Origin of the sequence: Sinomonas sp. ASV486, from assembly GCF_030908215.1 — a bacterium.
Taxonomy (GTDB): domain Bacteria; phylum Actinomycetota; class Actinomycetes; order Actinomycetales; family Micrococcaceae; genus Sinomonas; species Sinomonas puerhi.
On record NZ_JAVFJK010000005.1, the window covers coordinates 147,390 to 162,346 of the forward strand.

The window sequence follows — 14,957 nt, forward strand, 5'->3', positions numbered from 1 at the left end:
AGGTGAAGGGCCCGGGTTCGATCGGGCCGCCATGGGGAAGCCGAGGAGCGTGTCATGTCCGTTGGCGCCGAGCAGCATCCAGCAGCACGCACGGCCGCGTTCCGCGGCGGCATGAGGGTCTTGTCCGACCTGCATGGCCGGTCCCAGACCCGGATCGCCCGGTCCCTGCGGGCGCAGGCGTGGCCACGGCGATACGCAGGCTACCTCCGCGTCGCGGATGCCCTCGTGGTCCTCGCCGCCGCGGCGAGCGGGATCGCGTTCATCGACGGCACCCCGCGATCCGTCGCCTCGATGGCGGTGCTGGCAGCCGTCTGGCCGGTCGCGCTGGGCGTCTACGGGAGCCGCGACCACTCGGTCCTGGGGATCGGCGTCGAGGAGTACCGTCGGCTCGTCGCTGCGAGCGTGCACCTGTTCGCGGCGGTCGCGATCGGCGTCGTGATCCTTGACGGATCGCTTCCGGCACGCGTCTTCGTGGCGGTCTTCGGCGCTGGAATCATGGGGCTCCTGGCCATGCGCTGGACCAGTCGCCGCTGGCTCAATCGGCGGCGGCAGGAGGGGCTGTACCTCACGCCGGCCGTCGTGGTGGGGGAGCCCGAGGACGTTCGCTACGTGGTTCGCCGGATCGCCGCGAGCGAGGGCGCGCCGTACGACGTCCTCGGTGCGATCCTCCCGGGCGGCCGACGTGGGCAGTCCCTCGCGGTGGACGATGAGCGGCTGCCGGTCCTGAGCTCGACGGACGACGTCGTCCGGACGGTCGCGCTCAAGAGGGCCGGTGCGGTGATCATCGCCGGCCCGGTCCCGGGTGGCAGTCAGTACCTGCGCGAGCTCGGCTGGAACCTCGAGGCGCATGACGCCGAGCTCGTCCTCGCGTCGTCCCTCACCAACGTTGCGGGTCCCCGCATCCACTGGCGGCCCGTTCAGGGGCTGCCCCTCATGGAAGTCGAGCTCCCGCACTACTCAGGTGCCAAGCACGTGGTCAAGCGGGCCATGGACCTGGTCCTCGCCGCGGCCGCGCTCGTGGTCCTCGCGCCGGTCCTCGGCGTGCTGGCGCTCATCGTTCGGCTTGACTCGCCCGGGCCCGTCTTCTTCCGGCAGGAGCGGATCGGCAAGGGCGGTGAGCCGTTCGCCATGCTCAAGTTCCGCTCGATGGTGCGGGACGCCGAGGCAGGGCTGAGCGTCCTCGCCTCGCTGAACGAGGGTGCGGGCGTCCTATTCAAGGTCAAAGACGATCCCCGCATCACCCGCTGCGGACGATGGATGCGTCGTTTCTCGCTCGACGAACTCCCGCAGTTCATCAATGTCCTCAAAGGCCAGATGAGCCTGGTCGGCCCGAGGCCACCACTTGCGAAGGAGGTCGGCGAGTATGAGCGGTACACGCGCCGTCGGATGCTCATCAAGCCCGGCATCACGGGACTCTGGCAGATCAGCGGACGTTCCGACCTCCCGTGGGACGACGCCGTCCGGCTGGACCTCTACTACGTGGAGAACTGGTCGATCACGGGTGACCTCATGATCCTCTGGCGGACGCTCCGCGCCGTCTTCTCGAGCACCGGCGCCTACTGACGCCGGGCCCGCCCACTCGTCACGCACCCAAGGAAGAAGGGCCACCAGGTGGATTCCCAGAACTCCATCGTCCGACTCAAGGACCGCACCCCGCGGCCGCTCGGCGTCGCCGTTGTCGGCGCCGGGTACTGGGGGCCGAATCTGGCCCGGAACTTCGCCACGGCCCCGGACTGGGACCTCAAGGCCATCTGTGACCTCGACACCGAACGGGCTGCGGTGCTCGCGGCCCGGTTCAGGGTTCCGGCCGTGGGTTCGCTCGACGAGGCGCTCGACACCTTCGACATCGACGCCGTCGCGATCGCGACTCCGGCACGTACCCACCACGGGATCGCGCTCACGGCGCTCGGCGCCGGCAAGCATGTGCTCGTCGAGAAGCCGCTCGCCGACCACTGGGACAGGGGGGTCGACATGGTGACAGCCGCCGAGTCGCGCGGGCTCGTCCTCATGGCCGACCACACATACTGCTACACCCCGGCCGTGCAGAAGATGCGCGAGGTGCTCCACGACGGCGATCTCGGCGAGGTCCTCTACATCGACTCCGTGCGCATCAACCTCGGCCTCGTCCAGCCGGACGTTGACGTCTTCTGGGATCTCGCGCCCCATGATCTGGCCATCCTGGACTACATCCTCCCCGAGGGGCTCGCCCCGGAAACGATCTCGGCCCACGGTGCGGATCCCCTCGGCACCGGCCGGGACTGCGTCGGCCACTTGTCCTTCGACCTTCCGCTGGGGGGCATGGCCCACATCCACGTCAACTGGCTCAGCCCGACCAAGATCCGCCAGATGGTGGTGGGAGGGACTAAGCGGACTCTCGTTTGGGATGACCTCAACCCGCAGCAGCGGCTCAGTGTGTACGACCGAGGCGTCCAGCTGCCTCCCCGCGGCGCGCGGCGGGCACTGGACCGCAGGGACGTCGCGATCTCGTACCGCCTCGGCGACACATGGTCGCCCGCCCTTCCCGAACGGGAGGCACTGGGCAGCATGGTGGCCGAGTTCGCGACGGCCATCCGCGACGCCCGCCCGTCGGTAACGAGCGGAGCGTCGGCGCTCCGCGTGCTCGGGGTCCTCGACGCGACGACGCGGAGCCTCCAGCTCGGGGGCGCCCAAGCCGCAGTCGCCGAGCCGCCCGTCGCGATCGCGACAGGCGGGTATGGACAGGAAACCGCAGGGGAGATCGGGATGGGCAGGGGGGCCGAGGCGTGAGCGTGCTGGCAGGGGCGTGCGCCCTCGTGACGGGCGGGGCTGGGACCATCGGATCGACGGTCGTCGACCAGCTGCTCGACGCCGGCGTCGACCACGTGGACGTTCTGGACAATCTCACGCGGGGTCGGCTCGCGAACCTCGACCATGCGCTCGCGACGGGTCGGGTGCGCCTCATCGACGGCGACCTCCGCGACCGCGACGTGGTCCACGATGCGACGGTTGGCAAGGACCTCGTGTTCCACGAGGCCGCGATCCGCATTACCCAGTGTGCCGAGCAACCTCGGCTCGCGCTCGAAGTGCTCGTCGACGGGACGTTCTCCGTCCTCGAAGCGGCAGCGCAGCACGGGGTGGACAAGGTGGTCCTCGCTTCGAGCGCGTCGGTGTACGGGGCAGCGGACGACTTCCCCACGGCGGAGCGCCACCACCACCACAACAACGACACGTTCTACGGCGCGGCAAAGAGCTTCAATGAGGGGATGGCGCGCAGCTTCCGCGCGATGCACGGGCTCGACTACGTGGCCCTGAGGTACTTCAACGTGTACGGGCCACGGATGGACGTCCACGGGCTCTACACCGAGGTGCTCGTCCGCTGGATGGAGCGCATCGCGGACGGGCGCCCACCGCTCGTCTATGGCAACGGCGAGCAGACGATGGACTTCGTCTACACCGCCGACGTCGCGCGGGCGAACATCCTCGCGGCCGAATCCTCGGTGCGGGAGGGCGTGTACAACGTTGCCAGCGGTTCGGAGACGAGCCTCCTCGCGCTCGCCGTAGCACTCCTGGAGGCCATGGACTCGAAGCTCTCGGTCGAGTTCGGTCCCGAGCGGACCGTCAACGCCGTGGCCCGTCGGCTCGCCGACACGACGGCCGCGGCGCGGGATCTCGGCTTCCGCGCGGAGATGCCGCTCGGGCTGGGGCTTCGCCGCCTGGTGTCGTGGTGGTCGCCGCTGCGCGAGCAGATCGCGGCCGCTCGGGTGGTGGCGGCGTCATGAGCCAGCAGGTGGAGCCCAGCGTGGAGACCGGCATGGAGCCGGGCGGCCGTCCCTCCGAAGACGGCGGGCGCATCAACGTCATGAAGCCGTGGGTGGGGGCGGAGGAGGCCCGCGCGGTCGCCGACGTAATCGCTTCCGGGTGGCTCGCGCAGGGGCCCCAGGTGGCGAATTTCGAGGACGCGTTCGCCGCGTCCCAGGGCGTGCGGCATGCCGTCGCGACGTCGAGTTGCACGACGGCGCTCCATCTTGCCCTGCTCGTCGCCGGGGTGCGAGCAGGGCAGGAGGTCGTCGTGCCGTCGCTGTCCTTCATCGCGACGGCGAATGCGCCGCGGTACGTGGGCGCGGACCCGGTCTTCGCGGATGTCGACCCCGTGACGGGGAACGTCACCGCCGAGACCGTGTCCGAGGTGCTGGGCCCACGGACCGCGGCCGTCGTCGTCGTCGATCAGGGCGGCCTGCCGGCCGACGTCGCACCCCTGCTGGCGGTGTGCCGCTCCCGGGGGATCCCACTCGTCGAGGACGCGGCCTGCGCCGCCGGGTCGACCTACCGCGGGCGACCCGTCGGGGCGGGTGCCGATATCGCGGCGTGGTCATTCCACCCGCGCAAGCTCCTGACCACGGGCGAGGGCGGAATGCTCACGACCTCCAACGCAGAGTGGGCCGAGCGGGCACGACGTCTTCGGCAGCACTCGGCGAGCGTCTCCGCGGCCGAACGGCACGAGGCCGTGCGGGCCCCCGCCGAGCAGTACCTCGAGCTCGGATTCAACTACCGGATGACGGATGTGCAGGCAGCGATCGGTCTCGTCCAGCTGGGGCGCCTGCCCGAGATGGTGGCGCGGCGCCGCGAGCTGGCCGCGGCCTACCGCGCCGCGCTCGACGACCTCCCCGGCTTTCGCCTCGTCGAAGACCCTCTCGACGGGACCACGAACTACCAGTCCCTGTGGGCCGAGATCGGCGACGAGTTCTACCTGGACCGGGACCGGCTGCTCGATGCGCTCGCTGCGGAGGGCATCTCGGCGCGGCCGGGGATCATGGCCGCGCACCTCGAGCCGGCGTTCGTCGGGACGGCGCGCGTCCCCCTGCCCGTCACCGAGCGGCTCACCCGGAGCACGATCATCTTGCCGCTGTACCACGAGCTGGGCCTCGATGGGGTGCAGCGCGTCGCCACCGCGATCCGTCGGGCGTCGGCTGACGCTGGCTCGTCCAGTGCGCGCTCAGGGGCCAGACATGGCTGAGCTGCTCCTCGTCGCCGCGAGCGGTCTGGCCCGCGAAGTGATGGCCCTCGTCCGCGCGAGCGACGACTTCGACGTCCTCGGCATCCTCGACGACGATCCGCTCCGCACGGGCAGCGTCCTGGACGGCGCACATGTCCTCGGCCCCCTCGCCGAGGTGCGCAGGCACCCGGGCGCCCGCGTCGTCGTGTGCGTGGGAAGCGGAGTGGTGCGCGCGGACATCGTGCGCAGGCTCGGGGCGATGGGTTTCCCTCCCGGCAGGTACGCCACCATCATGCATCCGAGCGTCCAGGTGCCCGAGGGGTGCAGCGTGGGGGAGGGGAGCATCCTGCTGGCGAACGTCGTCCTGACGGCCGCAGTGACCGTGGGGCGGCACGTCGTCGTGATGCCGGGCGCGGTGCTCACGCACGGAGACTTTGTGGACGACTACGCGACGTTCGCTGCGGGTGCAGCGCTCGGGGGGTCCGTCGTCGTCGGCCGGGCAGCCTATCTCGGGATGAACAGCAGCGTCCGGCAGCGCACCCGCGTCGGAGCGCGCGCGGTGATCGGCATGGGCGCGGCCGTGATCTGCGACATTCCCGACGGCCAGACCTGGGTGGGCGTTCCCGCCCGGCGCATGTCCCAGAGCACGGACGACGCCCCGGAGGAGGAGTCATGACTGCGGAGGTACAGGCCAACCGCCTGCAGGCGCCCCCGCTGCCGGTGCCGTTCGTGGACCTCGCGGCGCAGCAGGCGGAGATCAGCTCGGACGTTGTCCCCGAGGTGCTGCGGGCCCTCGAGACGGGCGACTTCATCGGCGGGGCGCACGTCGCGGCATTCGAGGCGGAGTACGCCGAATTCGTCGGCACCCGCTCGTGCGTCGGGGTCGCGAACGGGACGGACGCGCTCGAGCTCGCGTTGCGCACCGTAGGCGTCGGACCGGGCGGCGAGGTGATCCTGCCTGCGAACACCTTTGTCGCCACGGCCGAGGCGGTGGTTCGGGCCGGGGCGCGTCCGGTACTGGTCGACGTCGACCCCGAGTCCCTCCTCATCGACACGAGCTTGGTGGGCCGGGCGGTGGGTCCTAAGACGCAGGCCATCGTCCCGGTCCACCTATATGGCCAGACCGCGCCCGTGGAGGAGCTGTTGCCGATCGCGCTCGATGCCGGGGTCGCCGTGGTCGAGGACGCCGCCCAGGCGCAGGGCGCGCGCCGGTACGGCCGTGCCGCGGGGTCCCTCGGCGACATCGCCGCGACGAGCTTCTACCCGGGCAAGAACCTCGGTGCCGCAGGCGACGCCGGCGCTGTCACCACTGACGACTGCTCGCTCGCCGACCACGTGCGCCTTCTCGCGGCGCATGGGAGCCGGGTCAAGTACGTCCACGAGGTTGCCGGGTGGAACTCGCGGCTCGACGCCGTGCAGGCCGTGGTGCTGCGCGCCAAGCTTCGGCGTCTGGAGGTCTGGAACGCACGACGGCGCGCGGCGGCTTCGCTCTACGGCTCGCTTCTCGAAGGGGTGCGCGGTCTGGTGTTGCCGCGCTCCCTGGCCGGCAACGAGGACGTGTGGCACCTGTACGTGGTGAGGATCCTCGGAGCGGGGCGGCGTGATCGGGTGCAGTCGGCGCTCGCCGCCGCAGGGATCGGTTCGGGCATCCACTATCCGACGCCCGTTCACCTCACCCCAGCCTTCCGATTCCTCGGCTACCGGGCCGGCAATTTCCCGGTAGCCGAGGCCGCCGCCGGGCAGATCCTTTCGCTGCCGATGTTCCCGCACATCACGCCGGAGCAGGTGGCGCGGGTCGCGGACGCGCTGCAGGGGGCGGTGGGGTGATGGGGAGGAGGGTGAGGTGGAAGCAGCGGAGGACGAGCGTCAGCGTTGGTTCCGGAGCCGTGTGGAGCGGGTTGAACACCATCGTCATGAAGGCCTCCAACATTGCGGTCACCGTGGTCGTAGTCCGGCTCGTCTCACCCCATGACTTCGGTGTCTTCACCGCCGCGCTTGTCGCCGGCACGATAGCAACGGCGATCTGCGAGCTCGGCGTCGCGTCCACCCTCATCCGCCGGGATCTAGACCTCGGCCGACTTGCGCCGACCGTCGTGGCGATCGCGTGGGTTTGGGCTGTCCTCCTCGCCGTGGTCATGGCCTCCGCCGCCGAACCCATCGGGATCGTTCTGGGGAGTTCCGAGGCCGCCGAGCCCATCCGGGTGCTCGCGCTGGGCGTTGCGCTTTCCGGATTCTCAGCGGTGCCTGGTTCATTGCTCGCTCGTGGATTCAAGCAAGGGTCGCTGTTCCTCGCGAGTGCTCTGGCCTTCGTTCCGTCCAGCGCGCTCCTGCTCTTCCTCGCGTCGGGCGGCGCCGGGGCGATGGCCTTCGCATGGTCGAAAGTTGTCGGCGGCCTGGTCTCGGCGACAGCGATGGCCATCTTCGCGAGGAGATGGTTCTGGCCGAGATTCGACCGTGTCGCCTTCGCTGAAGTCCTGAGGATTGGAATCCCCTTGGCAGGAGCGAATCTCATCGGCTACGTGCTGCTGAACGCCGATTTCGCCTTGGTTGGACACAGCCTCGGGCCCGCTCAGCTGGGGATCTACTCGGTCGCCTTCACCGTCTCGTCGCTGTCCGTCTCCGTGCTGTCCTCGGTGCTCAACTCAGTGGCGATGCCCGCGTTCTCCGAGCACGCGGGGGACCCGGCCGGGATACGTTCAAGCGTTGGGAAGTGGCTTCACGCGGTGTTTCTCATGGGGGCGCCGGTGTGTGGCCTCACCATGGCCTTCTCACATGAGATCATCTCAGTCCTCTACGGCACTTCCTGGGCTCCTGCCGCAGCCGTTGTCGGCATCCTCGCTCTCTATGGGATCCCCATGCTTGTCGAGCTCATGATGTCGAACCTTCTCGTCGCCCTGGGGAAGACAGGGACCGTCCTGCTGGTCCAAGGGGTGTGGCTGGTGGTACTGGGCCTCGCGATGGCCGTCGGGCTGCAGCTCGTTGGTCTCACGGGAGTCGCGTGGGCACACGTGGCGGTTCTGCTGGGCGTTGTCCTCCCGCTTCAAGTGGGACTGCTGACGAGGGCCTTGCCCCGGGTGCTCGCAGGCCTGTGGAAGCTTGCCATCCGCCCGATGGTCGCCACTGTTGCCGCCGCAGCGATCGGGACAGCCCTCGCGATTCCGATGCCTACCGACGCGTCGAGGCTGTTCGTGGGCGGTGCAGCCGCTGCTCTGGTCTACGCCGGCGGCCTCCGCCGCGAGTGGGCGGTGTACCTTCCCGCGCTGCGTCCCGGGCGCTCCGCCCTTCGAGAGGAAGCCTGATGCAGAAACTGAGAGCGCGTCCGCTGAACGGCCGACCCGTCGTCTCCGTGGTCATACCCTGCTACAACTACGGCGCATTCTTGCCGATGGCCGTCGACAGCGTGCTCGGTCAACCCGGAGTAGACGTAGAAGTCATCGTTGTGGACGACGCATCCTCGGATGGAAGCGGAGAGGTGGCTCGCTCCCTGGCACGACACCGGCGACAGGTGACGGCGGTGGTCCATGAAGTCAATATGGGCCACATCGCCACCTACAACGACGGATTGGCACGCTGCACCGGTGACTATGTCGCGCTCCTCTCCGCTGACGATCTGCTCGCACCCGGATCATTGGCCCGCGCAGGTGCCGTGTTCGAGAGATTCCCCGGGGTGGGCCTCGTGTACGGCCATGCCCCGTCCTTCGAACGGGAACCGCCCCGGATGAGCGGGCGCGGCCCTGTCACGTGGTCGGTCTGGGCCGGGCACGAGTGGACATGGCGGGTATGCGCCGGGGGCGTCAACGTCATCAGCAACCCCGAGGCTGTCGTGAGACGGGCCGTGATCGAGGCGATCGGAGGATACGAACGATTGCTGCCGCATACGGCCGACCTCCACTTCTGGCTGCGCGCCGCATCCGTCTCTGACGTGGCCAGGGTGAACGGACGGCATCAGGGCTACTACAGGATCCACGGCCAGAATATGCATTTCGAGTCTGATGATGTCCAGGACCTCATGGAGCGGTCTTCCATGTTCGAGTTCCTGTATGCGCCACGGGACCCCGGAACGTCCCGGGCGGCGGAACTCTACGCGGCTTCGCGCCGAGCGATCGCGTCCGAGGCCCTCCTCCGGGCCGCGCGGGAGTACGATCACGGTCGGGGACATGGCATCGTCGCTGGACGTTTCTGCTCGCTCGCGGCCGATCAGGGAGTCGATCTGAGCGTCCTTCCCGCGTGGGAGGTCCTCCGGAAGGAGAAGAGGCGCACCGGTCTCGGCCCAGCTGGCCGCGTGCTCTCCCTCGCATCCCGCGCAGGACGCCGAGTGAAGTACCACGTTCAGTATGAGCGCTGGCGGCGTACAGGAGTGTGGTCCTCGTGATCTCGCAGCGGGCGGCCGGCGGTGATCTCGTGGTCCTGTCTGCTGCAAATCGTTGGGACGGCATCCGCTTGGCTGACCAGCAGTTGGCGGTCGGACTCTCAAAGCTGGTGCCGGTCATGTACGTTGATCCGCCGGAATCACCGGCCGTGAGGGTCCGATCCGGGGGCTGGCGCGCGATCGCCCGCCGAGAGCGAGTTCGATGGCTCAGCCCCACCCTCCTGCGCTTCACACCGGAGGGCATGCTCGGGGTGTCGAGGCCGAGGATAAGGGACGTGAATGCAGTATGGTCTGCGCACCAGGTTCGCCGCGTCGTCGCCGGCCTCGGGGCCAGGGTCGTCGCGTCCCTTGAAGCGAATGTCCTCAGTCCCATCTCGGGGCGGATCGGCGAGGAGCTCAGGGTCTACTGGGCCCAGGACGATTTCGCCGGCATCGCTGCCCTGATAGGCGGCAGCGCTGAAGCGTACGCGCGCGCAGATGCGAGCCTTGCACGGGCCGCCGACATCGTGATCGCCGCGAACCCGCATGTTGCGGGTGAGCATGAAGCCAAGGGCGCCCGGCCCCGGACGATCCCCTTCGGATGCGACGCAGATCACTTCGCTGCTGCCGCGGATTGCGCCCCGGCCCGGGACGTCATCCGACGTCGTCCGCTCGCAGTGTTCATGGGTCACCTAGGAGACCGGATCGACGTGACGCTTCTCGAACGCCTCGTGCACGATGGTGTCGGCCTGCTTCTGGTCGGGCCGCGGCACTTCCGCGCTGACTTTGCGCGGTTCGACGCCCTCCTCGCGCATCCGAGCGTTCAATGGGTCGGAGAGCAGGCGTTCGATTCTCTGCCAGGCTACCTAGCGTGTGCCGATGTCGGCCTGGTGCCCTACAACCACTCTCGCTTCAACATCGGCAGCTTCCCGCTCAAGACGCTCGAGTACCTCGCAGCGGGTCTGCCCGTCGTCTCGACGTCGCTGCCCGGTGTCGAGTGGATTGGCTCCGAGGACATCACCTTCGCCGATGACCCGCAGAGTTTCTCATCCGCCGTCCGGAGCGTGGCGTCGGCCGGCAGGAGTGCCGCAACCGACCGTCGTCGGCGTGAGCTTGCGGCCAGACACAGCTGGGATGCCAGAGCACGCGATTTCGCATGCGTCATGGGCATCACGCAAGCCGCTCGCCACGACAGGGGCGCACTGAGGAGCCCCCTCGGAAGGGTGGGAGAACCGTGAGGCTGAGAACCGTTCTAAGGGCTCTGCTGCGCAGATGGTATGCGGTCATTGCAGGGCTTCTGGGTGTGGCAGGTTTGTGCGCCTACCTCTACGGCGTGGTCCCTGCGGACTACAAGACCTCCGGATCCATGGTCCTCCTTCCCTCCTCCGAGGCGGTAGGTCCCGGCGGGAACCCGTACTTGTACCTCAACGGGCTCGGGCAGGCGATGGACGTGCTTACCCGCAGGCTTTCGGCACCTGATGCGGTTGAGCGCCTCACCCAAGGACATCCGACGGCGTCCTATGTTGCAGCAGCCGACATCACCTCAGGCAGCTCCATCCTTGTTGTTGCAGTCAAGAGCAGGTCGGCGAACGAAAGTGCCGATTTGGTTCAGGCCATCCTCGCTGACGTTCCGTCCGAGCTCGCCTCGATGCAGGACGAGCTCAGGGTCCCTACACAGTCCCGTATCTCCTCTATGAGAGTCGCGCCGCCGCCGGCTCCGGTGATCGATTCGAAAACACGGATCCAAGCCGTAGCCGCTGCGGGCGTGGGGAGTCTCCTTGCGCTTGTGCTCCTCATCGCGATGCTTGACAGTCTGCTGTTGCGGTATGCACGACGTCGGTCCGCACAGGCGCGCATCGAACCGACCGGCGCGGGCACGGGTGAGACGGTACCCCTCTCGACCGACGCCCTTGTGCTCGTTCCTGTGACGGCGGGCGAGGCCCGGATCGAGGAGGAGATGCGGGGCCTGGAACCCAATACTGCCCCGCGGAGGCGAGATCGGCGGGCATTCGGTGTCCAGCGCTGACGTTCTCATGTCTCTCAGGCGCCGCTGGTACGTAGCGCTCATTGGCCTCATGCTGACGACCGTGGGGTGGCTGGTGCTCTCACCAGGACAGCACGTCTACTCGGCGCGTGTCACTGTGACGTTCCTTCCGCCGGGTCAAGGGCCCGTCTCCCAGTCGGATGACTCCAAGATCCCCACCCTCGTCAACTTCGCCGCCATGGTGCGCCTGGCCTTGCCGTCAGACACGGGAAGCGCCGCGGACCGTGAATCCTTCGGGGGCTCGCTCGTCGGCGCAGGAGTCAGAAAGGGCTTCGCGGTTCTGCTTCCCAATGCAGGAGGCCAATGGTCCAAGTGGTACAACCAGCCTGTACTCAGCGTTGAGGCCGTCGATGCTACGCCGCAGGACGCCGAGAGCCAGGTGCGCCAGCTCACGGGCCAGATCGTCGAGGCCTCGGCTGATCTCCAGACGAGACTCCAGATCCCCCCCGCGTCGCGGGTGACAACCTCATTGAGTGCGGTCGAAGTGGTCGATGGCGGAGTGAGGCCGTCCACGCGGGCGCGGGGTGCCTCGGGCCTGATGGGGCTGGGGGCATTTCTCTCTGTTCTGGGCGCTGTGTCCGTCGACCGTTGTGCGCGGTGGGCGGCCATTCGCCGGCTCGCGAGATCACCGATCCCCTCGACCTCCAACCTCACGGGCGCGAGGCGATGAACATGCGCGGTTTCGCAGCACTGCGTCAGCACCTCGATGCGGTGAGCATGCTCACCCTGTTCCTCCTTGCGTGCGCCGTGCCCTCCTATCTGTCGTTCACCGTGATCGGGTCAGTCGGCAGGCCCAGCGTCCTCGTATGCCTGCTCATGTTCGCATGGTGGCTCGCCCATCAGCTTCAGCGGCCGTTTGCCGGCCACATCGAGCTGCAACCGGTGCGTTGGATGCTCCTGCCTTTCGTCGGTGTTGTCCTTGCAAGCTACATCGGCGCGATGTTCAGGGGCCTCCCGGAGGCGGAGGTGAGCCCTGCGGACAACGGGCTGCTCAGGGTCCTTGCGTGGTGTGGCCTCTTCCTCGTTGCCCATGATGGTCTGCGTACGTGGGAGCACATTGTCGTGTTGGTTCGGCGCGTCGCGTTGGCGGGTGGTCTGATGGCGCTCTTGGGCCTTCTGCAGTTTGGGACGAAGAGATCGCTCCTGTCGTGGCTGGTCATCCCGGGGATGAGCGGTGACTACGGTGGGGTCGATCAGCGGGCGGGATTCGTCCGCGCCGCAGGCACGGCTACGCACCCCTTAGAGTATGGTGCGGTTCTCTCCATCACCCTGCCGCTCGCGGTCGCGCTTGCTGTAGCGGATACAAAGCGCGGTCCCGTCCTGCGCTGGGGACCCGCCGTCCTCATCGCCAGCGCATCAATTCTCTCGGTGTCGCGCTCAGCGCTCATCGCCGTGGTCATTGCCACGGCGGTGCTCGCGGCGTCCTGGACGGCGAGGCAGCGTGTGATCGTTGCCGGAGCGGGAACAGTCCTCTTCGCTGCCGTCTATTTCCTGGTCCCGGGGATGGCCGGAACAATTGTCGGGATGTTCAGCGGTGCAGCCGACGACTCAAGCGTGGCATCGCGTGTCAATGGGTATGACGTCGCGTTCGGGATGGTCCAGCGGCTTCCACTCTTCGGGCGTGGGTTCGGCACCTTGATGCCGAGCTATGTGTACTTGGACAACCAGTACATCGGCGTCGTCGTGGAGCTGGGCCTCTTCGGCCTTGCAGCCGTGCTGGCCTTGTTCATCGCAGGAATTGTGACGCCGTGGCGGGCGCGGAGGTTCTCCCCCGATCGCCTCACGGAGCAGATTGGGGCGGGGGTTGTTGCCAGCGTTTCGGCGGGCGCGGTGACTTTGACTTTCTTTGACGGACTCGCCTTTCCATTGTCCTCTGGATTCCTCTTCCTCGTCCTGGGGGCGGCGGGGGCCTATCGCCGCATTTCACGGGCTGGCCGAGCGTGGCATGCGGTGGGCGGCTCTAAGGCAGCCGCCCACCCTGCGGAAGAGATGCCATGACTTGGCTCATTGACGTGATCGTCACCCATCCTGGAGGGTTGGGCTCTCCTGGCACGGCTCGCCGGGCGCGGGTCACGGGTGCTCGATGCGCGGCCGCTTAATACGGCGCCTCTTTGAAGGTATGCCGTTTCCGATCGGGTCCACGAATCCGCCTATACGCACACGACCTCGATGTGCCGTCGCCCGTGCTGGAGGACCAGCTTGCACTGCTGGGATCTGATGCGGACTGATGGGGGTTCGGGATCTCAGGGAAGGGATGCCTTCAGCCAGAAGATGTCGTTAGCCGGAACCGAAATGGCCAGGCCCCCGCCTCGCACGGACGGGATGGCCGCATGTGCCACGGCGGAGTCCGGGCCGAGAAGGGCCAGCTCGGCGCCGTGCAGCTGTGCGCCACCCGCCGCCACAACGAATCGCTGCGCCGACCGGGTGGGGTTTGCTCCCACGATGTTGACCTGTCCGCTCGGTTCGTCCAGGAATGCTTGGACTTCGAGTGCGGGTGCTCCACTCGCGCCCACATGCACCGTGCCTGATGGTAGTGCCCTGATGAACAGAGAGAGGACCGAGAAGGCGCTTCGGGGGGAATAGGTGCCCGAACCGGGATCATACTTCAGCGCACCCCAGTACCCCATCGCTCCGTGGTGCTCATAGTAGCCGTCCCAGGCGTCGTACATCTGCGCCCCGTTGACGCCCTGGCCGACGAGGCTCAGCAGCATGCGGGCCATGCCGAAGGCTTGGTCCCAGGTGTCGGCCGGCGCGGCACCCGAGTCGCAGCCGTCGCACCACGCGTTGAACTCAGTGGCCCACACGCCTGCACGTGCGGCGGCGCCTTTCGACACGGCGTCCGGGACTGATGCCGCATCGCCGGAATACGTATGGATGCCGATGCGCGCAATCTTGCCTGAGACGTACGCGTCTGCAACGAGCGCGGGGACATAATCGTCCCGCGCGCCTTGAGCGCTGGACGTGTCCGGGACCACGAACCGGACGTCTCCCATTCCGAGGGCATCGAGTCGGCGTCCGAGCTTCCCCAAGAGCTCCGTCATCTGGGCAGGCCCCACGTTGGGGCCTTCGATTCCGTTGGTATCGGGCTCGTTGAGAGGGCTCACGAGGGAGAGCGTGAGCCCTCTCTGCCTCCTCCCGTAGTCGAGGAGCGATGCAATCATGCGCACCCAGAAGTCCTCCTTCTCGGGGAGGACCTTTGTTCCACCCATCCACGGCGAGACGGCCCCCATGACACTCAGCGAAACCGTCTGGCCCTTGGAGGACTCGATATAGGCAATGGTGTCCCAGAGGTCTCTCATCTTCGGCGTCTCGTAGATCCGGCGGTAGTAGCTGTCATCGATCACGTCGGCAGGGCCGATTTCGGTCGGCTCCCAGTCGGCCTTCTCGATGATGACTCGCCAGACCATAGGTCCGAGTGCTGTGTACCGGTCGATCGCTGCTCTGAGCTGCCCGCCTTTCCAACTGTGGACGTTCGCGTCGACCCCGAGTCCAGTCAGAGGCTGGAGCTTCTGAGACAGATCAACGGTGAGCGGTTCCGTCGTGGACGGTTCACCGTCCTCGGCGGAGGAAGACGATGGCTGCACGGTGGGCAA

At 67.8% G+C, this 14,957-nt stretch carries 13 protein-coding genes; 12 read left to right on the top strand and 1 reads right to left on the bottom strand.

Annotated features, from left to right (window positions below):
* The first annotated feature begins 54 nt into the window (after positions 1-54).
* From RBS60_RS09035 to RBS60_RS09090, 12 genes are all read left to right on the top strand, one after another.
* Positions 55-1,563: a sugar transferase gene (locus RBS60_RS09035; protein ID WP_307957220.1), complete on the top strand. Its 1,509-nt coding sequence runs from the start codon at positions 55-57 to the stop codon at positions 1,561-1,563.
* 48 nt (positions 1,564-1,611) lie between these two features.
* A complete protein-coding gene (locus RBS60_RS09040; protein WP_307957221.1) occupies positions 1,612-2,766 on the top strand; it encodes a Gfo/Idh/MocA family oxidoreductase in 1,155 nt (384 codons plus the stop codon).
* Positions 2,763-3,758 carry an NAD-dependent epimerase/dehydratase family protein gene (locus tag RBS60_RS09045; RefSeq protein ID WP_307957222.1) on the top strand — a complete coding sequence of 332 codons (996 nt, stop codon included), beginning with the start codon at positions 2,763-2,765 and terminating at the stop codon, positions 3,756-3,758. The genes RBS60_RS09040 and RBS60_RS09045 overlap by 4 nt, the downstream gene beginning before the upstream one ends.
* 80 nt (positions 3,759-3,838) lie before the next feature.
* The gene (locus RBS60_RS09050) at positions 3,839-4,993 is read left to right on the top strand and encodes a DegT/DnrJ/EryC1/StrS family aminotransferase (protein WP_307957373.1); all 1,155 of its coding nucleotides are present in this window, start codon (positions 3,839-3,841) and stop codon (positions 4,991-4,993) included.
* Complete coding sequence (locus RBS60_RS09055; RefSeq protein ID WP_307957223.1) at positions 4,986-5,648, top strand: NeuD/PglB/VioB family sugar acetyltransferase; 663 nt, start codon at positions 4,986-4,988, stop codon at positions 5,646-5,648. Before RBS60_RS09050 ends, RBS60_RS09055 begins: the two co-directional genes overlap by 8 nt.
* Positions 5,645-6,799, top strand: coding sequence for a DegT/DnrJ/EryC1/StrS family aminotransferase (locus RBS60_RS09060; RefSeq protein ID WP_307957224.1), 1,155 nt, complete (start codon positions 5,645-5,647; stop codon positions 6,797-6,799). Before RBS60_RS09055 ends, RBS60_RS09060 begins: the two co-directional genes overlap by 4 nt.
* Positions 6,799-8,271 (top strand): oligosaccharide flippase family protein, encoded by a 1,473-nt coding sequence (locus RBS60_RS09065; protein ID WP_307957225.1) that lies wholly within the window; start codon positions 6,799-6,801, stop codon positions 8,269-8,271. Before RBS60_RS09060 ends, RBS60_RS09065 begins: the two co-directional genes overlap by 1 nt.
* Positions 8,271-9,344 (top strand): glycosyltransferase, encoded by a 1,074-nt coding sequence (locus RBS60_RS09070; protein WP_307957226.1) that lies wholly within the window; start codon positions 8,271-8,273, stop codon positions 9,342-9,344. Before RBS60_RS09065 ends, RBS60_RS09070 begins: the two co-directional genes overlap by 1 nt.
* Before the next feature lie 272 nt (positions 9,345-9,616).
* On the top strand, positions 9,617-10,558 hold the full coding sequence (locus RBS60_RS09075; RefSeq protein ID WP_307957227.1) for a glycosyltransferase: 942 nt from the start codon (positions 9,617-9,619) through the stop codon (positions 10,556-10,558).
* Positions 10,555-11,346 (top strand): hypothetical protein, encoded by a 792-nt coding sequence (locus RBS60_RS09080; RefSeq protein ID WP_307957228.1) that lies wholly within the window; start codon positions 10,555-10,557, stop codon positions 11,344-11,346. The genes RBS60_RS09075 and RBS60_RS09080 overlap by 4 nt, the downstream gene beginning before the upstream one ends.
* 7 nt (positions 11,347-11,353) lie before the next feature.
* Positions 11,354-12,034: a hypothetical protein gene (locus RBS60_RS09085; RefSeq protein ID WP_307957229.1), complete on the top strand. Its 681-nt coding sequence runs from the start codon at positions 11,354-11,356 to the stop codon at positions 12,032-12,034.
* A 2-nt stretch (positions 12,035-12,036) separates the two neighbouring features.
* The gene (locus tag RBS60_RS09090) at positions 12,037-13,362 is read left to right on the top strand and encodes an O-antigen ligase family protein (RefSeq protein WP_307957230.1); all 1,326 of its coding nucleotides are present in this window, start codon (positions 12,037-12,039) and stop codon (positions 13,360-13,362) included.
* Between the two features lie 245 nt (positions 13,363-13,607).
* Here RBS60_RS09090 and RBS60_RS09095 read toward each other — a convergent pair whose 3' ends face one another.
* The gene (locus RBS60_RS09095; protein WP_307957231.1) at positions 13,608-14,948 is read right to left on the bottom strand and encodes a hypothetical protein; all 1,341 of its coding nucleotides are present in this window, start codon (positions 14,946-14,948) and stop codon (positions 13,608-13,610) included.
* Positions 14,949-14,957 lie beyond the last annotated feature (9 nt).

What these genes read in the sequence shown, in the direction of transcription:
- RBS60_RS09060 (WP_307957224.1), top strand. Translation starts at nt 5,645, where the DNA reads ATGACTGCGGAGGTACAGGCCAACCGCCTGCAGGCGCCCCCGCTGCCG.
- RBS60_RS09070 (WP_307957226.1), top strand. Translation starts at nt 8,271, where the DNA reads ATGCAGAAACTGAGAGCGCGTCCGCTGAACGGCCGACCCGTCGTCTCC.
- RBS60_RS09085 (WP_307957229.1), top strand. Translation starts at nt 11,354, where the DNA reads ATGTCTCTCAGGCGCCGCTGGTACGTAGCGCTCATTGGCCTCATGCTG.
- RBS60_RS09065 (WP_307957225.1), top strand. Translation starts at nt 6,799, where the DNA reads ATGGGGAGGAGGGTGAGGTGGAAGCAGCGGAGGACGAGCGTCAGCGTT.
- RBS60_RS09090 (WP_307957230.1), top strand. Translation starts at nt 12,037, where the DNA reads ATGCGCGGTTTCGCAGCACTGCGTCAGCACCTCGATGCGGTGAGCATG.
- RBS60_RS09035 (WP_307957220.1), top strand. Translation starts at nt 55, where the DNA reads ATGTCCGTTGGCGCCGAGCAGCATCCAGCAGCACGCACGGCCGCGTTC.
- RBS60_RS09055 (WP_307957223.1), top strand. Translation starts at nt 4,986, where the DNA reads ATGGCTGAGCTGCTCCTCGTCGCCGCGAGCGGTCTGGCCCGCGAAGTG.
- RBS60_RS09050 (WP_307957373.1), top strand. Translation starts at nt 3,839, where the DNA reads ATGAAGCCGTGGGTGGGGGCGGAGGAGGCCCGCGCGGTCGCCGACGTA.